Source organism: Pseudomonas sp. MBLB4123, assembly GCF_051904775.1.
GTDB lineage: Bacteria > Pseudomonadota > Gammaproteobacteria > Pseudomonadales > Pseudomonadaceae > Aquipseudomonas > Aquipseudomonas benzenivorans_B.
The window spans coordinates 4324937-4341105 of sequence record NZ_CP196711.1; the positions used below are offsets into that span (position 1 = coordinate 4324937).

Below are 16169 nucleotides of genomic sequence, written 5' to 3' on the forward strand. Positions count from 1 at the left end.
GGGGCCACGGGCAGCCCCTCTTTTTATTGGGCGCCTGGCTATTCGCCTTCGTCGAAGTAGTTGTTGATCAGCTCGACCAGTGCCTCCAGGGCATCGTGATCCTGCTCGCCTTCGGTGTGCAGGTGGATCGGCGTGCCCTTGCCGGCGGCCAGCATCATCACCGCCATGATGCTCTTGCCGTCCACCAGGCTCTCCGGGGCGCGGCCGACCTTGACCTTGCAGGGATAGCGGCCGGCCACGCCGACAAACTTGGCCGCGGCACGCGCGTGCAGGCCCAGCTTGTTGATGATGGTGATTTCGCGGGAGGGCATCGCGGTGTTTCCTTAGCTGAGGTCGCGGTGGCGAACCTGAACGTTCTTCAAGGTGGGCTTGAGGGTCTCACCCAGGCGATTGGCCAGGTACACCGAGCGGTGGTGCCCGCCGGTGCAGCCGATGGCCACCGTGACATAGGCGCGGTTGCTGGCGGCGAAGCGCGGCAGCCATTTGTTCAGGTAGGCGAGGATGTCCTGGAACATCTCCTCGACATCGGCCTGGGCCGCCAGGTACTCGGCCACCGGCTGGTCGAGCCCGGAATAGTCGCGCAGGTCGGGCTTCCAGTAGGGATTGGGCAGACAGCGCACGTCGAACACCAGGTCGGCATCCACCGGCATGCCGCGCTTGAAACCGAAGGACTCGACCAAAAAGGCGGTGCCCGGTTCCGGTTGGTTGAGCAGGCGCAGCTTGAGGCTGTCGCGCAACTGGTAGAGGTTGAGGTGGGTGGTGTCGACCTTCAGGTCGGCCAGGTCGATGATCGGCCCGAGCAGCTGGCTCTCGTCGGCGATGGCCTCGGCCAGCGAGCGCTGCGCGTTGGTCAGCGGGTGGCGCCGGCGCGTCTCGGAGAAGCGCTTGAGCAGGGTCTCCTCGTCGGCATCCAGGTAGAGCACGTCGCACTGGATATGGCGGCTGCGGACTTCGGCGAGCAGTTCGGGGAAGCGCTTGAGCTGGCTGGGCAGGTTGCGCGCGTCGATGGAGACCGCCACCTGCGGGTGCAGCAGCTCGGTGTGCAGCAGGGCGCGCTCGGCCAGTTCCGGGAGCAGGCCGGCGGGGAGGTTGTCGATGCAATAGAAGCCGTTGTCCTCGAGGACATCGAGGGCGGTGCTTTTGCCGGAGCCGGAGCGACCGCTGACGATGATCAGGCGCATGAGGGAGTCCTAACGGCTGCTTTGTATGTCCACCACGACCTGATACAGGGAGTCGCTGCCTTGTGCTTGACGCAGGCGTTCGCGCACGTCGCTGCGGTCGAGCATGCTGGCGATCTGGCGCAGCAGTTCCAGGTGCTCGTCGGTGGCCGCCTCGGGTACCAGCAGGACGAACAGCAGGTCGACCGGGGCGCCGTCGATGGCGTCGAAGTCGACCGGCGCATCCAGGCGCAGCAGGGCGCTGATCGGCGCACTGCAGCCGGGCAGGCGGCAGTGCGGGATGGCGATGCCGTTGCCGAAGCCGGTGGAGCCGAGCTTTTCGCGGGCGATCAGGCTTTCGAAGATGTCCTGGCCGTCCAGCTCGGGCAGCTCGCGTGCCACCAGGTTGGCAATCTGTTCGAGTACGCGCTTCTTACTGCCGCCCGGCACGTTCACCAGGGAACGGCCGGGGGTCAGGATGTTTTCGAGTCGGATCATGGGAGGTGAGCGAGGTCAGCGGGCCATGGCGCCCTGCTGGCGTTCGAGCTGCTTTTCCTTGTGCTTGATGAGTTGTCGGTCGAGTTTGTCGGTGAGCAGGTCGATGGCGGCGTACATGTCGTCATGCTCGGCGTTGGCGACCACTTCGCCGCCGGCGATGTGCAGGGTCGCTTCGATCTTCTGCTTGAGCTTCTCGACCTCCATGGTGACCTGCACGTTGGTGATCTTGTCGAAATGGCGCTCCAGTCGATTGAGTTTCTCGTCGATGTAGTCGCGCAGGGCGTCGGTCACATCCAGCTGATGTCCACTGATGTTGACTTGCATACCGCTTTCTCCTTGTTGCCGTGTTTATGAGGCAGGCTGTAAAGCCTGCCGCGGGAACACCTTGGCGTGGAAGACGCATCGACAGCGAGTCCGGCATGGGTCTCCCCGGGCCGATTGCGAAGGCCGTTTAGGGGGAGGCTTGGCTGGGGTCGGGTTCTGTCTGTTGATCGGTCTTCCTTTGAGTGTCGCCTTACACCAACCGCTTGCGCTCACTGGAGGGCGCTATACCGAGGGACTCACGGTATTTGGCGACCGTGCGGCGGGCCACTTGAATGCCCTGTGCCTCCAGTAAACCAGCGATCTTGCTGTCGCTCAACGGCTTTTTTGCATTTTCCGCGGCCACCAGTTTCTTGATGATCGCGCGGATGGCGGTGGATGAGCATTCGCCCCCTTCGGCGGTGCTGACGTGGCTGGAGAAGAAGTATTTCAGTTCGTAGATGCCGCGCGGGGTGTGCATGAATTTCTGCGTGGTGACCCGCGAGATGGTCGACTCGTGCATGCCCACGGCTTCGGCGATGTCGTGCAGCACCAGCGGCTTCATCGCCTCGTCGCCGTAGTCGAGGAAGCCGCGCTGGTGTTCGACGATCTGGGTGGCGACCTTCATCAGGGTCTCGTTGCGGCTCTGCAGGCTCTTGATGAACCAGCGGGCCTCCTGCAACTGGTTGCGCATGAAGGTGTTGTCGGCGCTGGAGTCGGCGCGTTTGACGAAGCCGGCGTACTGCGGGTTGACCCGCAGGCGGGGCATGGCTTCCTGATTCAGCTCCACCAGCCAGCGCTCGTTGTGCTTGCGGACGATGACGTCGGGCACCACGTACTCCGGCTCGCCGGACTGGATCTGCGAGCCGGGCCGCGGGTTGAGGCTCTGGATCAGTTCGATGACCTGGCGCAGCTCGTCTTCCTTGAGCTTGGTGCGGCGCATCAGCTGGCTGTAGTCGCGGCTGCCGAGCAGGTCGAGGTAGTCGCTTGCCAGGCGCTGGGCCTCGCTCAGCCAGGGGGTCTTGGCGGGGAGTTGGCGCAGTTGCAGCAGCAGGCATTCGCGCAGGTCGCGGGCGGCGACGCCGGCCGGCTCGAATTGCTGGATGCGGTGCAGCACGGCCTCGACTTCGTCCAGCTCGATGTCCAGCTCCGGGTCGAAGGCCTCGACCACTTCCTCGAGGCTCTCTTCCAGGTAGCCCTGCTCGTTGATGCAGTCGATCAGGGTGGTGGCGATCAGGCGGTCCTTGTCGGACATCGGCGCCAGGTTGAGTTGCCAGAGCAGGTGGCTCTGCAGGCTCTCGCCGCTGGAGGTGCGGGTGGTGAAGTCCCACTCGTCGTCATCGTTGCTCGGCAGGCTGCTGGCGCTGGTCTGGTAGACGTCCTCCCAGGCGGTGTCGACCGGCAGTTCGTTGGGGATGCGCTCGTTCCACTCGCCGTCCTCCAGGTTGTCCACGCTCTGCGTGCTGTCCTGGTAGCCGGCTTCCTGATAGGACTCTTCTTGCTTGTCGGCGGAGGATGGGGTGTCGGCGCCGTCGGCCATGGGGTCGGAGTTGTCGAAGTCGTCGCCGTCTTCCTGGCGCTCGAGCATCGGATTGGACTCCAGGGCCTCTTGGATCTCCTGCTGCAGATCCAGGGTAGACAGTTGAAGTAGGCGAATGGCCTGTTGCAGCTGCGGGGTCATCGTCAGCTGCTGGCCCATTTTCAGGACTAGCGATGGTTTCATTGCAGACCTTCTATACCGGCGTCTGTGCGCGATCCACTACAGGGCGCCGAGGCGCCACAAGGAAAGCAAATTATATGCCCGGTCTCGAGTGGTTTGCCTAGCGCTAGCTGCTGTTCGGTCGAGAAAAGCCGCTGTTACAGGCGGAACTCGTGGCCCAGGTAGACTTCTTTGACCATCTGGTTGGCCAGGATGGCGTCGGCGTTGCCTTCGGCGATCAGCTGACCGTCGTTGACAATGTAGGCCGTTTCGCAGATGTCCAGGGTCTCGCGGACGTTGTGGTCGGTGATCAGTACGCCGATGCCCTTGGACTTGAGGTGGTGGATGATCTGCTTGATATCGCCGACCGAGATCGGGTCGACCCCGGCGAAGGGCTCGTCGAGCAGGATGAACTTGGGGGCGGTGGCCAGGGCGCGGGCGATCTCCACGCGGCGGCGTTCGCCGCCGGACAGGCTCATGCCGAGGTTGTCGCGGATATGGCTGATGTGGAATTCCTGCAGCAGGCTTTCCAGCTCCTGGCGCCGCGCGGCGCGATCGAGCTCCTTGCGCGTCTCGAGGATGGCCATGATGTTGTCGGCCACGCTGAGCTTGCGGAAGATCGAGGCCTCCTGCGGCAGGTAGCCGATGCCGGCGCGGGCGCGGCCATGCATGGGCTGGTGGCTGACGTCGAGCTCGTCGATCAGTACCCGGCCCTGGTCGGCCCGGACCAGGCCGACGATCATGTAGAAGCAGGTGGTCTTGCCGGCGCCGTTGGGGCCGAGCAGGCCGACGATCTGTCCGCTGTCGATGCTCAGGCTGACGTCGCGGACGACCTGGCGACCCTTGTAGCTCTTGGCCAGGTGCTGGGCTTTCAATGTGGCCATTATCACTGCGCCTGCTGGTCGGCTGGTTTGTTCTTCGGCTGAATCACCATGTCGATACGCGGTCGCGGCGTGGACACCTGGGCGCCGGTGGCGCGGCCGGCGTTGACGATCTGGCGTCGGGTGTCGTAGACGATCTTCTCGCCTTCGAAGGTGTTGCCTTCCTGGATCACCTTGGCCTGGTCGATCAGCACGATGCGTTCGCTGGCGGCGAAGTACTGGATGGTCAGGCCGTAGGCCTGGACGATCTGCTTGTCGGCGGCCGGCTTCTGCTCGTAATAGGCGGGCTTGCCCACCGAGGTGAAGATCTCGATCTCGCCCTGGGCGTTCTGGGTGATGGTCACGGTGTCGCCGGTGATCTTCAGGGTGCCCTGGGTGATGATGACGTCGCCGCGGTAGACCGCTACGCCTTGTTTGTCGTCCAGCTCGGCGCTGTCGGCTTGCACGCGGATCGGCTGTTCGCGATCGGATGGCAGTGCCCAGGCGCAGGCGCTTCCGAGCGCGGCGCTCAAACTGAGCAGAAGGGGGAGGGTTTTAACGAACCTCATGCTGGCCTCTTACGTTGGACTGCAGGAGCATCCTGCCGTCGTTCAAGTACGCTTTCATTCCTTGCGCCGTGGTCACCCCATTGGCCGCGTCGATTCTAACGGCTTGCTGGGTCTGCGCATATTCCTTCTCCGGGAATACGGTCAGGCGGCTGGTGGTGAGGATGGTCGGACGGCCCTTGGCGTCGGTGCGCTCGACGCGCACCTGGTCGATCAACTCGACTTCCTTGCCCTCGGGGGCGACCTCGCCGCGCACGCTGCGGACCTTCCAGGGGTATTGAGTACCACGATAGAGGTGCAGGTTAGGCTCGCTCAGCAGGGTGATATCGGTCGCCTTGATGTGTTCCAGCTTGCTGGTGGTCATCTCGTAGTGCAGCTTGCCGTCGGCCTGGTACTGCAGGGTGTTGGCGCCGATCACGTAGAAATCGATGGCGTTGTCCGTGCCGGCCCGTGCCGGTCTGTCGGAGAAGCTCTCGGGGCTGATGTTCCAGTAGCCGACGGCGGCCAGCAGGGCGGCGGCGACGGCGAACAGGGTGAGGTTCAGCAGTTTGCGCAGCATAGTGGGCTCTATAGATAGGCGGCTTGGGCGGCGTCGAGGCTGCCCTGGGCGCGCATGATCAGCTCGCAGAATTCGCGGGCGGCGCCTTCTCCGCCGCGGGCCTGGGTCACGCCGTGGGCGTGTTGGCGGACGAAGCCGTCGGCGCTGGCCACTGCCATGCCCAGGCCGACCCGGCGGATCACCGGCAGGTCGGGCAGGTCGTCGCCGAGGTAGGCGACCTGTTCATAGCTTAGGCCGAGTTCGCCGAGAAGCTCGTCGAGCACCACCAATTTGTCCTCGCGGCCCTGGTACAGGTGCTGGATGCCGAGGTTCTGGGCGCGACGCTCGACTACCGGGGTCTTGCGGCCGCTGATGATGGCGGTGCGTACGCCCGAGGCAATGAGCATCTTGATGCCATGGCCGTCCAGGGTGTTGAAGGTCTTGAACTCGCTGCCGTCGACCAGGAAGTACAGCTTGCCGTCGGTGAGCACGCCGTCCACGTCGAAGATCGCCAGTTTCACCGCCTGGGCGCGTTGCTGCAGTTCGGGATTCATCACATCACTCCGGCACGCAGCAGGTCGTGCATGTTCAGGGCGCCAATGGGGCGGTCGTCGGCGTCGACCACCACCAGGGCGTTGATCTTGTGGTCTTCCATGATCTTCAGGGCCTCGGCGGCGAGCATGTCCGGGCGGGCGGTCTTGCCGTGGGCGGTCATCACTTCATCGATTCGCGCCTCGCGCACGTCGAGGCCGCGATCCAGGGTGCGGCGCAGGTCGCCGTCGGTGAAGATGCCGGCGAGGCGGCCGTCCGCCTCCAGCACCACGGTCATGCCCAGGCCTTTCTGGGTCATCTCCAGCAGGGCCTCGCGTAGCGAGGTGCCGCGTTGCACCTGGGGCAGGCTGGCGCCGGCGTGCATCACGTTCTCCACCTTGAGCAGCAGGCGCCGGCCGAGGGCGCCGCCCGGATGGGAGAAGGCGAAGTCCTCGGCGGTGAAGCCGCGGGCCTCCAGCAGGGCGATGGCCAGGGCGTCGCCGAGCACCAGGGAGGCGGTGGTGGAGGAGGTCGGTGCCAGGTTCAGCGGGCAGGCTTCCTTCGGCACGCGGGCGTCCAGGTTGACCTCGGCGGCCTTGGCCAGCGGCGAGTCGGGGTTGCCGGTCATGCTGATCAGGCGGATGCCCAGGCGCTTGATCAGCGGCAGCAGGGTGACGATCTCCGCGGTCGAGCCCGAGTTCGACAGGGCCAGCACCACGTCGTCGCGGGTGATCATGCCCATGTCGCCGTGACTGGCTTCGGCCGGGTGCACGAAGAAGGCGGTGGTGCCGGTGCTGGCCAGGGTCGCGGCGATCTTGCTGCCGATATGCCCGGACTTGCCCATGCCGACCACCACCACCCGGCCCTTGCTGGCCAGGATGAGCTCGCAGGCGCGAACGAAATCGCCGTCGATCCGTTGCAGCAGCTCTTCGACCGCCTCGAGCTCGAGGCGGATGGTCCGCTGGGCGGACTTGATCAGCTCATTGGGTTGATTCATAGCGTTGTCGAGGCGTGCCGAGGAAAAAGGCGGCGATTATAGCGGGAAAGTGTGGCGGGCTCACCCTCGAATCCTGTGGTCGCCGTCTCAGTGCCGCAGCATCGAGCCGCCTGTGGCTTGGGCGCGGCAATTGCCCGGTGATATAGTGTGCGGCTGTTTCGGCCCGTCCGGCTGGCGTGGTGTCCCCGGAGCGGGGCAGGGCGTCTACCAGGGAGGCTGTTCGCAAGGAGTCCAGATGAGCGCCGACAATCACTACGCGGTCGAGCTGAAAGGCGTGAGCTTTCGGCGGGGCGACCGGGATATTTTCAAGAATGTGGATATCCGCATTCCGCGCGGCAAGGTCACGGCCATCATGGGGCCCTCCGGCTGCGGCAAGACCACGTTGCTGCGCCTGATCGCCGCCGAGCTCAGGCCGAGCCAGGGCGAGGTCTGGGTCAACGGGGTGAACCTGCCCACGCTCTCGCGCAGCGAGCTGTTCGACATGCGCAAGCAGATGGGCGTGCTGTTCCAGAGCGGCGCGCTGTTCACCGATCTCGATGTGTTCGAGAACGTCGCCTTTCCGCTGCGCGTGCACACCAAGCTGCCCGAGGAGATGATCCGCGACATCGTCCTGATGAAGCTGCAGGCCGTCGGTCTGCGCGGCGCCTTCGAGCTGATGCCGGATGAGCTGTCCGGCGGCATGAAGCGGCGCGTGGCGCTGGCCCGGGCGATCGCTCTGGACCCGCAGATCCTCATGTACGACGAACCCTTCGTCGGCCAGGACCCGATCGCCATGGGCGTGCTGGTGCGGCTGATCCGCCTGCTCAACGATGCCCTGGGCATCACCAGCATCCTGGTGTCCCACGACCTGGCGGAAACCGCGAGCATCGCCGACTACCTCTATGTGGTCGGCGATACCCAGGTGCTGGGCCAGGGCACTCCGGCCGAGCTGATGGAGTCGGATAATCCGCGGGTGCGTCAGTTCATGCAGGGCACGCCGGATGGTCCGGTGCCCTTCCACTATCCGGCGGTGAGCTACCGCGACGATCTACTGGGGGGGCGCTGATGCGCAAGACATCTCCACTCGAGCGCGTTCGCCTGTTCGGTCGAGCCGGGCTCGACGTGCTGGCCAGTCTCGGCCGTTCGAGTCTGTTTCTCCTGCATGCGATATTCGGGCGCGGTACCGCGGGCAACCCGCTGCAGCTGCTGATCAAACAGTTGTACTCGGTGGGGGTGATGTCCCTGGCGATCATCGTGGTCTCCGGCATCTTCATCGGCATGGTGCTGTCGTTGCAGGGGTTCAATATCCTCGCCCGCTACGGCTCGGAGCAGGCGGTCGGGCAGATGGTGGCCCTGACCCTGCTGCGCGAGCTGGGGCCGGTGGTGACCGCCTTGCTGTTCGCGGGGCGGGCCGGCTCGGCGCTGACCGCGGAAATCGGCAACATGAAGTCCACCGAGCAGCTGTCCAGCCTGGCCATGATCGGCGTCGACCCGCTCAAGTACATCATCGCGCCGAGGCTGTGGGCCGGTTTCATCTCGATGCCGTTGCTGGCGATGATCTTCAGCGTGGTCGGCATCTGGGGCGGCGCGATGGTCGCCGTCGACTGGCTCGGCGTCTACGAGGGCTCCTTCTGGTCCAACATGCAGAACAGCGTGGCCTTTCGCGAGGACGTGCTCAATGGGGTGATCAAGAGCCTGGTCTTCGCCTTCGTCGTCACCTGGATCGCCGTGTTCCAGGGCTATGACTGCGAGCCGACGTCCGAAGGCATCAGTCGTGCCACGACCCGTACCGTGGTCTACGCCTCCCTGGCGGTGCTGGGCCTGGACTTTATTCTGACCGCTTTGATGTTTGGAGACTTCTGATGCAAAACCGCACACTGGAGATAGGTGTCGGCCTGTTCCTGCTCGCCGGCCTGCTGGCGCTGCTGTTGCTGGCCCTGCGGGTCAGTGGCCTGACCCTGGGTAGCGGCGACCACAGCTACAAGGTCTATGCGCACTTCAACAATATCGCCGGTCTGACCGTGCGGGCCAAGGTGACCATGGCCGGGGTGACCATCGGCAAGGTCACGGCCATCGACCTGGACCGCGACAGCTACACCGGCCGGGTTACCATGGCGCTGGACAACGAGGTGGACAACCTGCCGGCGGACTCGACCGCGTCGATCCTGACCGCCGGGTTGCTCGGCGAGAAGTACGTCGGCATCAGCGTCGGTGGCGACGAGGAGTTGCTGGTCGATGGCAGCACCATCTACGACACCCAGTCGTCCCTGGTGCTGGAGGACCTGATCGGCAAGTTCCTGCTCAATTCGGTCAATAAAGACCAGTCCAACTAACGAGAGCTCTAGTGATGATCAAGATGCTGCGTAACAGTCTATTCGCGCTGCTGGCGGCCCTTCCCCTGTTCGCCCTGGCCGCGCCCACCGCCCACGAAGTGGTGCAGCAGACCACCGATACCCTGCTGGCCGACCTCAAGGCCAACAAGGAGGAGTACCGCGACAACCCGGATGCCTTCTATGCGGCGCTGAACAATATCCTCGGCCCGGTGGTGGACGTCGACGGCATTTCCCGTGGGGTCATGACCGTGCGCTATTCGCGCCAGGCGACGCCCGAGCAGATGGCCCGTTTCCAGGAGAGCTTCAAGCGCAGCCTGATGCAGTTCTACGGCAACGCCCTGCTCGAATACAACAATCAGGACATCCGCGTGCTGCCCGCCAGCGGCAAGCAGAATCCGCAGCGCACCGCGGTGAACATGGAAATCGAGGACGGCAAGGGGACTGTCTACCCGCTGTCCTACACCATGGTCAGCCAGGGCGACACCTGGATGATGCGCAACGTGATCATCAACGGCATCAACGTCGGCAAACTGTTTCGCGACCAGTTCGCCCAGTCCATGCAGAACCATGGCAACGACCTGAACAAGGTGATCGACACCTGGGCCGAGACCGTGGCCAAGGCCCGCCAGGGCAAGGAAGAGTCGTGAGCCGGGCGAGCATTGCCGAGGCCGCGGCGGGCGAGCTTCAACTGAGCGGTGTGCTGGATTTTCGCAGCGGGCCGGCGCTGCGCGAGCAGGGCGGCCGGTTGATCGGCGCCAGCCGTGCAGAGGCCTGCGTGCTCGACTGCTCGGCGGTGGAGAAGTCCAGCAGCGTCGGCCTGGCCCTGCTCCTGGCGCTGCTGCGCGATGCCCAGGCGGCCGGCAAGAGCCTCTCGCTGCGCGGCCTGCCTCAGGACATGCGGGAGATCGCCAAGGTCTCCGGGTTGCTGGAGATCCTGCCGCTGCAGGAATGAGTCGCGGCGAGGTCTGGGCAGCCCGCCATCGCGCGGGGTTAGCGGGCACGGGGCATTTTTTGTATGATGCTCGGCCCGCAGGCCTAGGCTCTGCTGTCGTAAATCAATATGCCGAGCGAGGTTGCGCATGCAGGCCTTAGAAGTGAAGAGCCTCCTGGAGGCCAAACTGCCGAATACCCAGGTGGAAGTTGAAGGTGAAGGCTGCAACTTCCAGCTGAATCTGATCAGTGACGAGCTGGCCGCCCTGAGCCCGGTCAAGCGTCAGCAGCAGATCTACGCCCACCTCAACCCCTGGATCGCCGATGGCAGCATCCACGCGGTGAGCATGAAATTCTTCAGCCGTGCCGATTGGGCCGCGCGCCCCTGAGGCATCGAGATAGCTATGGATAAATTGATCATTACCGGCGGCGTGCGCCTCGACGGCGAAATCCGCATCTCCGGGGCGAAGAACTCCGCCCTGCCCATCCTCGCCGCGACCCTGCTGGGCGACGCGCCGGTGACCATCTGCAACCTGCCGCACCTGCACGACATCACCACGATGATCGAGCTGTTCGGGCGCATGGGCATTGAGCCGGTGATCGACGAGAAGCTCAGCGTGGAGGTCGATGCGCGGGCGATCAAGACCCTGGTCGCGCCCTACGAACTGGTCAAGACCATGCGCGCTTCGATCCTGGTGCTCGGGCCGATGGTCGCGCGCTTCGGCGAGGCCGAGGTGGCGCTGCCCGGCGGCTGCGCCATCGGCTCGCGGCCGGTGGACCTGCACATCCGCGGCCTCGAGGCCATGGGCGCGCAGATCGACGTGGAAGGCGGCTACATCAAAGCCAAGGCGCCGGAAGGCGGCCTGCGCGGCGCGCGCTTCTTCTTCGACACCGTCAGCGTCACCGGCACCGAGAACATCATGATGGCCGCGACCCTGGCCAAGGGCCGCAGCGTGCTGGAAAACGCCGCGCGTGAGCCGGAGGTGGTCGACCTGGCCAACTGCCTGATCGCCATGGGCGCGAAGATCGAGGGCGCGGGCACCGACACCATCACCATCGAGGGCGTCGAGCGCCTGCATGGCGCGCGTTTCAGCGTGATGCCCGATCGCATCGAGACCGGTACCTACCTGGTGGCCGCCGCCATCACCGGCGGCCGGGTCAAGGTCAAGGACGTCGATCCGACTACCCTGGAAGCGGTGTTGTCCAAGCTGCAGGAGGCCGGTGCGCAGATCACCAGCGGTGCCGACTGGATCGAGCTGGACATGCAGGGCAAGCGGCCGAAGGCCGTGACCCTGCGTACCGCCCCCTACCCGGCGTTCCCCACCGACATGCAGGCGCAGTTCATCGCCCTCAATGCGGTCGCCGAGGGTACCGGCACCGTCATCGAGACGGTGTTCGAGAACCGTTTCATGCATGTGCATGAAATGCTGCGCATGGGTGCGCAGATCCTGGTCGAGGGCAACACCGCCATCGTCACCGGCAGCGAGCAGCTCAAGGGCGCCCCGGTGATGGCCACCGACCTGCGCGCCTCGGCCAGCCTGGTGCTTGCCGCGCTGGTCGCCGAGGGCGATACGCTGATCGACCGCATCTACCACATCGACCGTGGCTACGAGTGCATCGAGGAGAAGCTGCAGCTGCTGGGTGCCAAGATCCGCCGCGTGCCGGGCTAAGCCGGCGCGGCGATGCCCTACGTCCGGCCCGCGAGGGCCGGCCTGGTCCAGTTCCAAAGGAAACCCGCTTCATGCTCACCATCGCGCTGTCCAAGGGTCGCATTCTCGACGACACCCTGCCGCTGCTCGCCGAGGCCGGCATCGTGCCGACCGAGAATCCGGATAAGAGCCGCAAGCTGATCATCCCCACCACCCAGGAGGATGTGCGCCTGCTGATCGTCCGCGCCACCGACGTGCCGACCTACGTCGAGCACGGCGCCGCCGACCTCGGCGTGGCCGGCAAGGACGTGCTGATGGAGTACGGCGGCCAGGGCCTGTACGAGCCCCTGGACCTGCGCATCGCCCAGTGCAAGCTGATGACCGCCGGTGCCGTCGGCGCGGCCGAGCCCAAGGGGCGCCTGCGGGTGGCCACCAAGTTCGTCAACGTGGCCAAGCGCTACTACGCCGAGCAGGGCCGCCAGGTCGAGGTGATCAAGCTGTACGGCTCCATGGAGCTGGCGCCGCTGGTCGGCCTGGCCGACAAGATCATCGACGTGGTCGACACCGGCAACACCCTGCGGGCCAACGGCCTGGAGGCCCAGGAACTGATCGCCACCATCAGCTCGCGGCTGATCGTCAACAAGGCCTCGATGAAGATGCAGCACGCGCGCATCCAGGCCCTGATCGACGCCCTGCGCGAGGCGGTCGAGTCGCGACACCCCAGCTGATACCTGTCGTGCGGCAGTCTGCCGCGTGACCGCCAGGGATGGCGGAAATGCCGAAAACGCAGGAGCTTTTTTCGGCCCTGCCGTGTCATAGCCAATTTTCTCGGGCGTCCATGCGGTGGGCTTGGTAGCCTAGCGACGCCCGAGCATTTGCCAATCAAGAGGCCCGCTATGACCAGTCCCATCGCCATCCGCCGACTCAATGCCGCTGACCAGGACTTCGCCCGTCACCTGGATCATCTGCTGAGCTGGGAGAGCGTGTCGGACGAGGGCGTCAACCAGCGGGTGCTGGAGATCATCGACGCCGTGCGTTCGCGCGGCGATGCCGCACTGGTGGAGTACACCCAGCGCTTCGATGCCCTGGAGGTCGCCGCCATGGCCGACCTGATCCTGCCGCGCGAGCGTCTGGAGCTGGCCCTGACCCGTATCACCGCCGAGCAGCGCGCCGCGCTGGAGCTGGCCGCCGAGCGCGTGCGCAGCTACCACGAGCGGCAGAAGCAGGACTCCTGGAGCTACACCGAGGCCGACGGCACGGTGCTCGGCCAGCAGGTCACCCCGCTGGATCGCGCGGGCCTCTACGTGCCCGGCGGCAAGGCCTCCTACCCGTCCTCGGTGCTGATGAACGCCATCCCGGCCAAGGTCGCCGGGGTGCCCGAGGTGGTGATGGTGGTGCCGACCCCGCGCGGCGAGATCAACGAGATCGTCCTGGCCGCCGCCTGCGTGGCCGGCGTCGACCGGGTCTTCACCATCGGCGGCGCCCAGGCCGTGGCGGCCCTGGCCTACGGCACCGAGAGCGTGCCGCCGGTGGACAAGATAGTCGGGCCGGGCAACATCTACGTGGCCACCGCCAAACGCCACGTGTTCGGCAAGGTCGGCATCGACATGATCGCCGGGCCCTCGGAGATCCTCGTGGTCTGCGATGGCCAGACCGATCCGGACTGGATCGCCATGGACCTGTTCTCCCAGGCCGAGCACGACGAGGACGCCCAGGCGATCCTGGTCAGCCCGGATGCCGCCTTCCTCGACCGGGTGGCCGAGAGCATCGAGAGGCTCTTGCCGACCCTGGAGCGCGAGGCCATCGCCCGCACCTCCATGGAGGGGCGCGGCGCGCTGATCCAGGTGGCCGACATGGCCCAGGCCATCGAGGTGGCCAACCGCATCGCCCCGGAGCACCTGGAGCTGTCGGTGGCGAACCCCGAGCAGTACCTGCCGCAGATCCGTCACGCCGGCGCCATCTTCATGGGGCGCTACACCGCCGAGGCGTTGGGCGACTACTGCGCGGGTCCCAACCACGTGCTGCCGACCTCCGGCACCGCGCGCTTCTCCTCGCCGCTGGGGGTGTACGACTTCCAGAAACGTTCGTCGATCATCCACTGCTCGGCCGCCGGCGCTTCCGAGTTGGGCAAGGTCGCCTCGGTGCTGGCCCGCGGCGAGTCGCTGACCGCCCATGCGCGCAGCGCCGAGTACCGCATCAAAGAATGATCCGTCGTGCGGGCTACACCGTTGCACGGTCCAGCCTACGCCAAACCGAACGATTACGAGGAGAGAAGGGCAGATGAGCAAGTTCTGGAGCCCCTTCGTCAAGGACCTGGTGCCCTACGTGCCGGGTGAGCAGCCCAAGCTGGCCAAGCTGGTCAAGCTCAACACCAACGAGAACCCCTATGGGCCTTCGCCCAAGGCCATCGCCGCGATGCAGGCCGAGCTGAACGACAGCCTGCGCCTGTACCCCGACCCCAACGGCGAGCGCCTGAAGCAGGCGGTGGCCGACTACTACGGCGTGCAGACCAATCAGGTGTTCGTCGGCAACGGCTCCGACGAGGTGCTGGCGCACGCCTTCCACGGCCTGTTCCAGCACGGCAAGCCGCTGCTGTTCCCCGACGTGACCTACAGCTTCTACCCGGTCTACTGCGGCCTGTACGGCATCGCCCACGAGGCCATCGCACTGGACGAGGGGTTCCAGATCCGTGTCGAGGACTATGCCCGATCCAACGGCGGCATCATCTTCCCCAACCCCAACGCGCCGACCGGTTGCCTGCTGGCCTTGGAGGCCATCGAGCGGCTGCTGCAGGCCAACCCGGATTCGGTGGTGCTGGTGGACGAGGCCTATATCGACTTCGGCGGCGACACGGCCGTCGCCCTGGTCGACCGCTACCCGAACCTGCTGGTGACCCAGACCCTGTCCAAGTCGCGCTCCCTGGCCGGGCTGCGGGTCGGCCTGGCGGTCGGCCATCCGGAGCTGATCGAGGCCCTGGAGCGGATCAAGAACAGCTTCAACTCCTACCCGCTGGATCGCCTGGCGATCGCCGGCGCGGCCGCGGCCTTCGCGGATCGCCCGTACTTCGAGCAGACCTGCGCCGCGGTGATCGCCAGTCGCGAGGCGGTGGTGGCCGGGCTGCAGGGGCTGGGTTTCGCGGTGCTGCCGTCGGCCGCCAACTTCGTCTTCGCCCGCCACCCCGGGCGCGACGCCGCCGAGCTGGCTTCGCGGCTGCGCGAGCAGGGGGTGATAGTGCGCCACTTCAAGCAGGCGCGCATCGCCCAGTTCCTGCGCATCAGCATCGGTACGCCGGAGCAGAACCAGGCGCTGCTGGATGCGCTGAGGACGCTCTAAGCCGGCGCTTGGCGATGGGCGAAGAAAAGCCGGAGGCGCGTGAGCGGCTCCGGCTTTTTGCCGTCTGGGCTACTCGCGATGGGCTTCGCCGAGGAAGGTCAGGGAGGCGAACAGGCCGCGGGTCTCGATATCGGCATCGTTCTTCACCGGCAGCTCGACCTCGGCGCTGATGACATTCAGTCCCGCGTTGCGCACCGGCACCTGGGCGCGTCCCTCGGCATCGGTCACCGCGCTGACCTGGTGCGGCGCGCCGCGGTAGTCGCCGATCAGCTCGACCCCGACTGCCGGCTTGCCGTCGACCAGCACGCGCACCGGCAGCGGCTTACCCGGGCCGACCCGCAGCGGGTCGGTTTCCGGCAGGATGACCATCTTCAGCTGCGCCAGCTCGGGCAGTTTGGCGCCTTCGGCATGGATGGCCAGGCTGTATTTGAAGGTGTGCAGCGATTGAGTCGAGTTCGGCACCTGGCTGCGGCCCTGGTTGACCCACTGCTGGTCCGGGGTCAGCGACCAGGCGCCGTTGTCCAGCGCCACGGCGAGTACGGCCGGTGGTCGCAGCGGTTGCAGGCGGGCGTGGTCGGCCAGGCGCTCGACGCTGACCGGGATCATCCGGCCGCGGGCGTCGTAGGCCCAGGCGCCGCTGACCTTCTCGGCCTTGAATGCATTGTCCTCGGCGCCATGGCCGTAGATGGTCTCGATATGGCCGCGGCGCTGCTCGGTCCACAGGCCGTGGGCATGGGCCTGGGCGGCCAGCAGGGCGGCACACAGGGCGCCGGTGAGCAGGGGAAGTGCTTTCATTTGG

21 protein-coding genes are annotated in these 16169 nt (G+C 65.8%); 10 read left to right on the top strand and 11 right to left on the bottom strand.

The window, feature by feature from the left end; genetic code table 11:
• Positions 1 to 38: 38 nt before the first annotated feature.
• From ACSX1C_RS20045 to ACSX1C_RS20090, 10 genes are all read right to left on the bottom strand, one after another.
• Positions 39 to 311 carry an HPr family phosphocarrier protein gene (locus ACSX1C_RS20045; protein WP_318643341.1) on the bottom strand — a complete coding sequence of 91 codons (273 nt, stop codon included), beginning with the start codon at positions 309 to 311 and terminating at the stop codon, positions 39 to 41.
• Positions 312 to 323: 12 nt separating this feature from the next.
• The gene (gene rapZ / locus ACSX1C_RS20050) at positions 324 to 1181 is read right to left on the bottom strand and encodes an RNase adapter RapZ (protein ID WP_439887569.1); all 858 of its coding nucleotides are present in this window, start codon (positions 1179 to 1181) and stop codon (positions 324 to 326) included.
• Between the two features lie 9 nt (positions 1182 to 1190).
• The gene (gene ptsN / locus ACSX1C_RS20055; RefSeq protein ID WP_318643337.1) at positions 1191 to 1655 is read right to left on the bottom strand and encodes a PTS IIA-like nitrogen regulatory protein PtsN; all 465 of its coding nucleotides are present in this window, start codon (positions 1653 to 1655) and stop codon (positions 1191 to 1193) included.
• 15 nt (positions 1656 to 1670) lie between these two features.
• Entirely contained in the window at positions 1671 to 1979 is a 309-nt protein-coding gene (hpf, locus tag ACSX1C_RS20060; RefSeq protein ID WP_255837325.1) for a ribosome hibernation-promoting factor, HPF/YfiA family, read from the bottom strand.
• Between the two features lie 190 nt (positions 1980 to 2169).
• Positions 2170 to 3678, bottom strand: coding sequence for an RNA polymerase factor sigma-54 (locus ACSX1C_RS20065; RefSeq protein WP_439887570.1), 1509 nt, complete (start codon positions 3676 to 3678; stop codon positions 2170 to 2172).
• Positions 3679 to 3812: 134 nt separating this feature from the next.
• Positions 3813 to 4538, bottom strand: a complete 726-nt coding sequence (lptB, locus tag ACSX1C_RS20070) for an LPS export ABC transporter ATP-binding protein (RefSeq protein ID WP_318643330.1) — start codon at positions 4536 to 4538, stop codon at positions 3813 to 3815.
• Between the two features lie 2 nt (positions 4539 to 4540).
• A complete protein-coding gene (gene lptA / locus ACSX1C_RS20075; protein WP_318643328.1) occupies positions 4541 to 5083 on the bottom strand; it encodes a lipopolysaccharide transport periplasmic protein LptA in 543 nt (180 codons plus the stop codon).
• On the bottom strand, positions 5070 to 5639 hold the full coding sequence (lptC, locus tag ACSX1C_RS20080) for an LPS export ABC transporter periplasmic protein LptC (RefSeq protein ID WP_439887571.1): 570 nt from the start codon (positions 5637 to 5639) through the stop codon (positions 5070 to 5072). Before lptC ends, lptA begins: the two co-directional genes overlap by 14 nt.
• A gap of 8 nt (positions 5640 to 5647) precedes the next feature.
• Positions 5648 to 6172 carry a KdsC family phosphatase gene (locus ACSX1C_RS20085; protein ID WP_318643323.1) on the bottom strand — a complete coding sequence of 175 codons (525 nt, stop codon included), beginning with the start codon at positions 6170 to 6172 and terminating at the stop codon, positions 5648 to 5650.
• On the bottom strand, positions 6172 to 7146 hold the full coding sequence (locus ACSX1C_RS20090; protein WP_439887572.1) for a KpsF/GutQ family sugar-phosphate isomerase: 975 nt from the start codon (positions 7144 to 7146) through the stop codon (positions 6172 to 6174). Before ACSX1C_RS20090 ends, ACSX1C_RS20085 begins: the two co-directional genes overlap by 1 nt.
• Positions 7147 to 7381: 235 nt before the next feature.
• Between ACSX1C_RS20090 and ACSX1C_RS20095 the strand changes: the two genes are divergently transcribed.
• The 10 genes from ACSX1C_RS20095 (at position 7382) to hisC (ending at position 15370) form a co-directional block, all read left to right on the top strand.
• Positions 7382 to 8191, top strand: coding sequence for an ATP-binding cassette domain-containing protein (locus ACSX1C_RS20095; protein ID WP_318643319.1), 810 nt, complete (start codon positions 7382 to 7384; stop codon positions 8189 to 8191).
• Positions 8191 to 8988 carry a lipid asymmetry maintenance ABC transporter permease subunit MlaE gene (gene mlaE, locus ACSX1C_RS20100; protein WP_439887573.1) on the top strand — a complete coding sequence of 266 codons (798 nt, stop codon included), beginning with the start codon at positions 8191 to 8193 and terminating at the stop codon, positions 8986 to 8988. Before ACSX1C_RS20095 ends, mlaE begins: the two co-directional genes overlap by 1 nt.
• On the top strand, positions 8988 to 9458 hold the full coding sequence (mlaD, locus tag ACSX1C_RS20105) for an outer membrane lipid asymmetry maintenance protein MlaD (protein ID WP_439887574.1): 471 nt from the start codon (positions 8988 to 8990) through the stop codon (positions 9456 to 9458). The genes mlaE and mlaD overlap by 1 nt, the downstream gene beginning before the upstream one ends.
• A 14-nt stretch (positions 9459 to 9472) precedes the next feature.
• Positions 9473 to 10105 carry an MlaC/ttg2D family ABC transporter substrate-binding protein gene (locus tag ACSX1C_RS20110; protein WP_439887575.1) on the top strand — a complete coding sequence of 211 codons (633 nt, stop codon included), beginning with the start codon at positions 9473 to 9475 and terminating at the stop codon, positions 10103 to 10105.
• Positions 10102 to 10410 carry an STAS domain-containing protein gene (locus ACSX1C_RS20115; protein ID WP_369958783.1) on the top strand — a complete coding sequence of 103 codons (309 nt, stop codon included), beginning with the start codon at positions 10102 to 10104 and terminating at the stop codon, positions 10408 to 10410. Before ACSX1C_RS20110 ends, ACSX1C_RS20115 begins: the two co-directional genes overlap by 4 nt.
• Positions 10411 to 10537: 127 nt before the next feature.
• Positions 10538 to 10777 carry a BolA family protein gene (locus tag ACSX1C_RS20120; protein WP_213641207.1) on the top strand — a complete coding sequence of 80 codons (240 nt, stop codon included), beginning with the start codon at positions 10538 to 10540 and terminating at the stop codon, positions 10775 to 10777.
• A 15-nt stretch (positions 10778 to 10792) separates the two neighbouring features.
• Positions 10793 to 12058 carry a UDP-N-acetylglucosamine 1-carboxyvinyltransferase gene (murA, locus tag ACSX1C_RS20125; RefSeq protein WP_439887576.1) on the top strand — a complete coding sequence of 422 codons (1266 nt, stop codon included), beginning with the start codon at positions 10793 to 10795 and terminating at the stop codon, positions 12056 to 12058.
• 71 nt (positions 12059 to 12129) lie between these two features.
• Complete coding sequence (gene hisG, locus ACSX1C_RS20130; RefSeq protein ID WP_318643305.1) at positions 12130 to 12765, top strand: ATP phosphoribosyltransferase; 636 nt, start codon at positions 12130 to 12132, stop codon at positions 12763 to 12765.
• 168 nt (positions 12766 to 12933) lie between these two features.
• A complete protein-coding gene (gene hisD / locus ACSX1C_RS20135; protein ID WP_439887577.1) occupies positions 12934 to 14244 on the top strand; it encodes a histidinol dehydrogenase in 1311 nt (436 codons plus the stop codon).
• A 73-nt stretch (positions 14245 to 14317) separates the two neighbouring features.
• Complete coding sequence (gene hisC / locus ACSX1C_RS20140) at positions 14318 to 15370, top strand: histidinol-phosphate transaminase (RefSeq protein ID WP_439887578.1); 1053 nt, start codon at positions 14318 to 14320, stop codon at positions 15368 to 15370.
• Positions 15371 to 15439: 69 nt separating this feature from the next.
• Here hisC and ACSX1C_RS20145 read toward each other — a convergent pair whose 3' ends face one another.
• Positions 15440 to 16165 (bottom strand): DUF4198 domain-containing protein, encoded by a 726-nt coding sequence (locus ACSX1C_RS20145; RefSeq protein ID WP_439887579.1) that lies wholly within the window; start codon positions 16163 to 16165, stop codon positions 15440 to 15442.
• Between the last annotated feature and the right edge of the window lie 4 nt (positions 16166 to 16169).